This window comes from Pseudidiomarina sp., from assembly GCF_033722695.1.
Taxonomy (GTDB): domain Bacteria; phylum Pseudomonadota; class Gammaproteobacteria; order Enterobacterales; family Alteromonadaceae; genus Pseudidiomarina.
In genome coordinates this window covers 23,308-30,452 of the sequence record NZ_JAWVYM010000021.1, presented here as the reverse complement: position 1 = coordinate 30,452, position 7,145 = coordinate 23,308, and the positions used below count along the sequence as shown (strand labels likewise).

At 56.9% G+C, this 7,145-nt stretch carries 4 protein-coding genes; 1 reads left to right on the top strand and 3 read right to left on the bottom strand.

The window, feature by feature from the left end; all coding sequences use genetic code 11:
* A partial coding sequence (gene hemL / locus R3196_RS08355; protein WP_318936315.1) for a glutamate-1-semialdehyde 2,1-aminomutase occupies positions 1-1,077 on the top strand: 1,077 nt, incomplete at its 5' end.
* A gap of 2 nt (positions 1,078-1,079) precedes the next feature.
* Here hemL and mrcB read toward each other — a convergent pair.
* The 3 genes from mrcB to pepB are packed head-to-tail and all read right to left on the bottom strand — an operon-like array spanning position 1,080 to position 7,124.
* Positions 1,080-3,353 carry a penicillin-binding protein 1B gene (gene mrcB, locus R3196_RS08350; RefSeq protein ID WP_318936314.1) on the bottom strand — a complete coding sequence of 758 codons (2,274 nt, stop codon included), beginning with the start codon at positions 3,351-3,353 and terminating at the stop codon, positions 1,080-1,082.
* The gene (hrpB, locus tag R3196_RS08345) at positions 3,350-5,800 is read right to left on the bottom strand and encodes an ATP-dependent helicase HrpB (RefSeq protein ID WP_318936313.1); all 2,451 of its coding nucleotides are present in this window, start codon (positions 5,798-5,800) and stop codon (positions 3,350-3,352) included. The genes mrcB and hrpB overlap by 4 nt, the downstream gene beginning before the upstream one ends.
* Before the next feature lie 10 nt (positions 5,801-5,810).
* Positions 5,811-7,124 (bottom strand): aminopeptidase PepB, encoded by a 1,314-nt coding sequence (gene pepB / locus R3196_RS08340; protein ID WP_318936312.1) that lies wholly within the window; start codon positions 7,122-7,124, stop codon positions 5,811-5,813.
* Positions 7,125-7,145 lie beyond the last annotated feature (21 nt).

The window sequence follows — 7,145 nt, the reverse complement described above, 5'->3', positions numbered from 1 at the left end:
AACGCGACGTTACAAGCGGTTGAGCGGGGCCTGAGTTTCGGTACCCCCACCGAAATTGAAATCACTATGGCTGAAAAAATTAAGGCCATAGTGCCGTCAATTGAGAAAGTTCGCATGGTTAACTCGGGTACCGAAGCCACCATGACTGCCATCAGGCTGGCACGGGGCTATACCGGGCGCGACAAGATCCTCAAGTTTGAAGGTTGCTACCATGGTCATGCAGACGCGCTGCTGGTTAAGGCTGGCTCTGGCGCACTGACTCTGGGCGTGCCTAACTCGCCGGGGATTCCTGAAGATTTCGCGAAGCATACGCTGACCGTCACCTTTAACGATCTTGATTCAGTACGCGACATCTTCGCTGAGTTTGGCGATCAAATCGCGACTATTATTGTTGAGCCTGTGGCCGGCAATATGAATTGCATCCCACCTGCGAAGGGCTTTCTGGAAGGGCTGCGCAGCATCTGTGATGACTACGGCAGCGTACTGATTTTTGATGAAGTGATGACTGGCTTCCGTGTTGCCCGTGGCGGCGCGCAGGAACACTATGGCGTGACACCCGACCTGACCACTTTAGGCAAAATCATTGGCGGTGGTATGCCGGTTGGAGCCTTCGGTGGCAAGCGCGAGATTATGGACTTTATCGCACCGGTAGGCCCGGTTTATCAGGCCGGCACCTTATCCGGTAATCCGGTTGCCATGGCCGCAGGTCTGGCGGCGCTGACCGAACTGGCGGATCCGGACCTCTACAGCAACCTGAACGCAAAAGTAAGCCGGCTGGTTGAAGGTATGCAAAAACGTGCGGACGCCGCGAGTATTCCTTTTACCACCAACCGCGCCGGCTCTATGTTCGGATTCTTTTTCACCGATGCCAGCGAAGTCAGCCGTTATCAGCAGGCCACGCAATGCAATCTGGAACACTTTAAGGCTTTCTATCACAGCATGCTGAGACAAGGTGTCTATCTGGCTCCATCGGCGTTTGAGGCTGGCTTTATGTCCGCAGCGCACAGTGATGCCGATATCGACGCCACGCTGGCCGCGGCTGAGCAGGCCTTCAGCGAGCTAAAAGCCCTGCAATAAGCTCAAAAGATCCGGCGCCACCAGGGTTTTTCCCGGGGCGCGCCCGAGCAATTTATGTCTTCTGCTAACTGCTGCGGCGCAGCCGGTAAAAGCCGGGCTTCGTCGCAGTCTTCTGGAATTGCTACTCCGGTTAGCGGATGAAAAGTCTGTAACTGCAAACTGGCGGGCATGGTGCGCGTTATTGGCCGAATCCCCGTCGTCGCCAGAATATCGCTCACCACCTGCAAAGCTCCGCTACTGCCGGTAAGTCCAATGGGTTGGTTATCGTCACGGCCCAGCCAGCTGGTGACCACTTGCTGGTCATCAAATACGACAAACCAGCTATCACGGTAATCATTGGTGGTGCCGCTTTTACCGGCTAATAAGCCCCTGCCAAAGCGCTCGCCAAGGGCCTGTCCAGTGCCTTCGTTAATAACGCCCTGCAAGCCAGTCATCACCAGATAAGCAGCATCGCTGGCAAATACCTGCTCAGCCGCCGGTGGTGGCCGCTGATACAGTGATAGGCCCTGGTGGTTGGTAATCGCTCGTACTGCCTGCAACGGCCGGTACTGGCCGTTATTAGCCAGTGTGCTGTACAGCTCAGTAACTGTAAGCGGTGACACCGCCATAGCGCCTAGCGTCAGTGACGGATAAGCCGCGATTGGCGTATTGACGCCCGCCTGCTGCAACCGCTCAACCAGCACCTTCAGACCAACGTCCATACCAAGCCGTACTGCAGGTACATTACGCGACTGCACCAGCGCATCATAAAGCAGCATGGAGCCTTTGAAAGTATTGTCGAAGTTCTTCGGCTCCCAGACCTGATCGTTCGGGCCGGCCAGCTTCACCGGTTCATCAGCTATCAAGCTGGATAACTCATAAGTGTCAGGCGACTCCAGCGCAATACCGAAAATAAACGGTTTAATCAGCGAACCTACCGGCCGGATTGCGTCGCGGGCCCGATTAAAGCCGGCCCGTTGCGGCTGCCGGTCGCCCACCAGTGCGGTAATACCTGCTTGCCGGTAATCGCTGATAACCACGGCCCCTTGTAACAGCGGGTCCTTACTTATCCGCTTTATCTGAGCGGGCAGGCTCTGCTCGGCCGCGCGCTGCGCAACCGGATCCAGGTAGGTAAACACCCGCAGCCCCTGCTGCTGCCAGTTAGCTGGCAGCTGCAACTGGCTAATTTCCTGTTTAACCCGTTCCAGATAATGGCCCAACTGCTGCTTACCGGATCCGTTTTCAGGGGCATAGGTTAGTGGCTGCTCCAGGGCGACCAGATAGTTGTCCCGGCTAATCAAATCCTGAGAAAACATCAGCTGCAAAATCATATCGCGGCGTTGCTGTGCCCGGTCCGGGTACCGCCGCGGATTGTAATACGACGGCCCTTTCAGCACGGCTATCAACAGGGCAATTTCAGCCGCTTCAAGTTCCTGCACCTGTTTACCAAAGTAGTAACGGCTGGCCAGCCCGACACCATGTATCGCGGCTCCGCCATCCTGGCCAAAGTAAACTTCGTTGAGGTAGGTTTCGAGGATCTCATTCTTACTGAAGCGATAGTCAATGATGAGCGCCATCAGCGCCTCATTGGCCTTCCGCCAGAGCGTGCGGTCACGCGTCAGGTAAAGGTTCTTAACCAGCTGCTGGGTGAGTGTACTGCCACCCTGCACTGTCTTCATCGCCGCCAGATTAGCCAGCGCGGCCCGTCCTATGGAGCTTACCGAAACACCCGAGTGATGATAAAAATCCTGATCCTCGATAAGTAATAAGGTTTCGATCAGCAGGTTCGGGACCCGCTCCAACCCTACCAGCAGCCGATCTTCGTTGTTGCCGCCGGCAATACGGCCAAGATATGGTGCTTCCAGCGAAAACCGGTTCAACTGACGACCATCGGGTAAGCTAATCAAGCGCGCAATACGCCCAGCGGCGGTAAAGTCTACTTTGACCGATTGCGCCATCTGGGGCCCCTCAGGGAAATCAAAAGGGCGACGGTATAGCGCGAGGCTATAGCCCTGCCGCTGATACTGACCGGAATCTGTCAGGTGCATCACCGCGCGATAATTCAGGCGCTGCAGTTCGGCCTCAACCATTGCCAGCGACAAACCCGCGCCGGGGTAAAGTTCCATAGGGCGTGCGTAGACCAGCGCCGGAGCCTGATAACGCTCTGTACTAAAGCGCTTGGTCAGTGCGCTATCCAGGTAGATAGTATACAGACCGACCACCACCGCCAGCACCAGCAGCAGCTTCATCACCGTCCAGAACAGATAACGGAACACCGACGCACCACTCCAACTCATTGCAATTGTCTCTTGGTTTTATGGGTTGCCTGGGCCTGAATGGGATCATCTGGCCAGGGGTGCTTAGGATACCGCCCTTTCATCTCTTTTTTTACTTGTTGGTAGGCATTTTTCCAAAAACTTGCTAAATCGCTGGTGCGCTGGAGTAACCGGCCCGCGGGCGAGAGCAGATCCAGCGTCAGAGTAACCTGATTAAAGCAAATCAGTGGCGATACCGGTTCGCCAAATACTTCCTGCAGTTTTACTGCGACGCTGGGTTTGGACTCCAGATAGTTAATGCGGTGTTCGCGCCCTCCCGGCGCCTGCCAGTGAGTCGGGCATTGCTGCTCAAGCAATTGTTGCTGCTGATAGGTCAGCCGGCTCTTCAATGCGGGCAGCGGCTGCCATTGTTGCAGTTCTTTCAGGGTCTTTATCGCAGTCCAGTAGGGGGCTGCCCACTCATGCAGCGACTCCAGCAGCGCCTCGTCAGTGAAGTCAGGTAGTGTGTCGGCCCTGCCCTCAGGCTGCGCAGACCTAAGCAAACGCACTCGTGCCAGCCATTGCGACACGGATGCATCCCAGCTAAGTTGCTGCAGCCCCTGCTCCCGTACTTTTGCTACCAGTGCAGCCAGGCGCTGTTGGTCGGTAATTGCCGCTGATTGCACCTGTCGGTCCAGAACAATAGCGCCCAGTCGCCGCACCCGGGCGGATTCCAGACGCTGCTGCGGCCCGCTCCAGCTCACTTCGGTGTCACTTGTAACAGCCAGTGCCGGGTGATCCAGATCCGATTCTGCCAACTCCAGTGCAGTGCGAATAATCGCATCAGCGTGATGTTCGCCGAAAGAAACGTCCAACACCAGCAGCCAGTCACGCCGTGGCAGGGCGTCTTCGGGATGGATCTCAGCACCACCGCCATAAGCGAGCAAATAGCGATCGCTATTGCCGCGGCGGCGGCCCACGCGATCAGGATACCCCCACAGCAGGGCCTGGGCAGAAACCTCACTAGCAGCCTTTGTCTGCTCGCGATTATCAGCCTGTAGCGCCCGCAGCCATTGACGGTAACAATCGCGAGTCAGGCCGGACAAACGCTCGGCCGGTAACGGGAAAGTGCCTGACACTGGCTGACGATCTTCAAGCTGGGCCACCAGCAGGGCTACCTGCGCGCGCACTGCGGGTGGCTGTTCACTAGCCCAAACCAGCACCCGCGCCAGCCGTGGCTCGGTGCCAAAATTAGTCAGTTGCTGACCAATAGCTGTTAACTGCCCCTGAGCGGTGCAGGCGCCAAGCAGTTGCAGCAGGTTTTCTGCGGCCTGCAGATGAGCGCTATTGGGCGCAGTCAGAAAGCGCAGCTGCTCTGGTTCGCTCCCCCAGCGCCGACACTCAAGCAAGAAGCCGGCTAAATCAGCTGTATCCAGCTCGGCGGGATTGTAATCAGCCAGCCCATGCTCATCGCTTTCGTTCCATAACCGGTAGCAACTGCCGGATTGCAGCCGGCCAGCGCGGCCCATCCGCTGTGTGGCTGAGGCGCGGCTAATACGGCGGGTCAGCAAGCGGGTGACACCATGCTGGGGGTAAAACTGTGCCCGCCGTTCACGACCGCTATCGACCACCACATCAATACCGGGAATAGTCAGGCTGGTCTCGGCAATATTAGTGCTGAGCACCACCCGCTTACGACCGCCGATGGCGGGCGAAAGGATCCCTTGTTGCTGCTTCACCGGAACTTGTCCGTGCAGAATAAAGACATCGGTATCGGGCAACTCGCCAAGCTGTTCTGCGGTGCGGCGGATCTCGCGCTGTCCCGGCAGGAACACCAGCACACCAAACTGGGCCGCGCGCCAGGCTTCCCGTATAACCGCTGGCAGCTGCTGTAACCAACTGCTGCCAGCGGGGGGTGGCCGGTGATGCAGCGTGACCGGATACTGCCGCCCTTCGCTTTTTAACACCGAAGCATCGCCCAGCCACTGCGCAATCACCGCCGCGGGAATAGTGGCCGACATGATAAGCACCGCTAAATCTGGTCGCAGCGGCAAGGCCTCCTGCAACATGGCCAGCCCCAGGTCGCTGGCAAGATTGCGCTCATGGAATTCATCAAAAATGACCAGCCCCACACCCTGCAGTTCGGGGTCTTGCTGAATATATTGGGTGAAAATACCTTCAGTGACGACAATCAGACGGGTGGTTTTACTGACTTTCTGGTCACCGCGAATATGGTAACCTACAGTCGCTCCCACCTGCTCGCCAAGCTGGCTGGCAAGAAAGTTCGCAATGGATATAGCTGCCAGCCGCCTGGGCTGTAGCATGATTATTTTTTGATCTTGCCAGGCATCAGCTTGTACCAGAGCTAGCGGTAGCGCCGTCGATTTGCCGGCGCCCGGAGGGGCTTCGAGCACCATCCGGCTGCCGGGTAACCGCGCAATAACGTCAGGAATCAGCGCCGCTACCGGCAGCTCGGAGGTACCGCTCATCGGGCCTTCTTCAGAGTGAGTAGTGCTCTTGCAACAGGTTCGCCGCTATGGTGCGGAAACCCAGTGCCGTGGCGCCCGTCGGAACCAGAGCGGTGGCACTGCCATGGTAAGCGCCGGCGAGATCAAAGTGCAGCCAGTTCTCACCATTATTTGGCGCGAAGCGTAACAGGAATCCAGCTGCGTTGCTGGCGCCACCGCTACCACCGCCTTTCTGGGGCCGACTGTTAGCGGTATCAGCGAAAGCGGACGGACAGTTATCCTGATGCCAGTTTTGCAGCGGCAAACGCCACAGGTTTTCATTATGCTGCTTAGCGGTACCTAAGGTGGCTTCAGCCAGTTTGTCGTCCATGCTGAACAGGGCGTTATATTCATTACCCACAGCCGTCTGAGCTGCGCCAGTCAAAGTCGCGGCATCCATAATCATCTTAGCGCCGATTTCGCCGGCATAGAGCAAACCATCAGCCAGAACCAGACGGCCTTCAGCATCAGTATTGACCACTTCAACGGTCATGCCGTTTTTGTATTTAATCACGTCACCCAGCTTGAAGGCGCTGCCATCAACCAGGTTTTCGGCACAACATAAAATCAGCGTCACACGCTTTTTCAGGCCTCGCTGAATCGCATACGCCAGCGCGCCAGCCAGCGTCGCAGCGCCACCCATATCGCATTTCATCGACAACATGCCTTCACTGGATTTCAGGCTGTAACCGCCACTGTCAAAGGTAATGCCTTTACCGACCAGGGCAACGTCGACCGGCGCATTTTCGTCGCCGGTGGGGTTATAGTCCAGCGCCAGCAGCAGGGGCGGACGCTTGCTCGCACGGCCCACCGCATGGATACCCGCCCAGCCTTCGGATAACAGGTCGTCACCTTTGATGACTTTGGCCGAAACTTGATCAGGGGCCAGTTCCGTTAACTTGTCCGTCACCCGTTTGGCTAGTGATTCCGGATAAATAGCGTCGGGTCCGAGGTTGATCAGGTCTCGGGTCCAGGCCGCACTGGTGCGCAGCAGGTCGAGGTGATCGGCGGCTTCGGCGTCATGATCAGCCCAGCGAATCGAGTTTTTGGTCTGGGTATCAGTGAAGCCTTTGCTGAAAGCCCACTGTCGCTCCATATCCCAGCCTTGACCGTTCAGCTTAACTGACTTAACGCCCATATTATCCAACTGCCGGCCGGCCTTCTGAATCTTTCGTAAGCTATCCGCTTCATTTTCAAGCAGATGAATCGTTGCGCCTTGCTCGCCAACAATAGCGGCGGCGCTTGCTTTCCACGCACTCAGTTCTGGTTTGTCTGCAGATAAAAAGACAGATAATGCGGTAGACATAGTAGACTGCTCCCAGTATGT

What these genes read in the sequence shown, in the direction of transcription:
- mrcB (WP_318936314.1), bottom strand. Translation starts at nt 3,353, where the DNA reads ATGAGTTGGAGTGGTGCGTCGGTGTTCCGTTATCTGTTCTGGACGGTG.
- hrpB (WP_318936313.1), bottom strand. Translation starts at nt 5,800, where the DNA reads ATGAGCGGTACCTCCGAGCTGCCGGTAGCGGCGCTGATTCCTGACGTT.
- pepB (WP_318936312.1), bottom strand. Translation starts at nt 7,124, where the DNA reads ATGTCTACCGCATTATCTGTCTTTTTATCTGCAGACAAACCAGAACTG.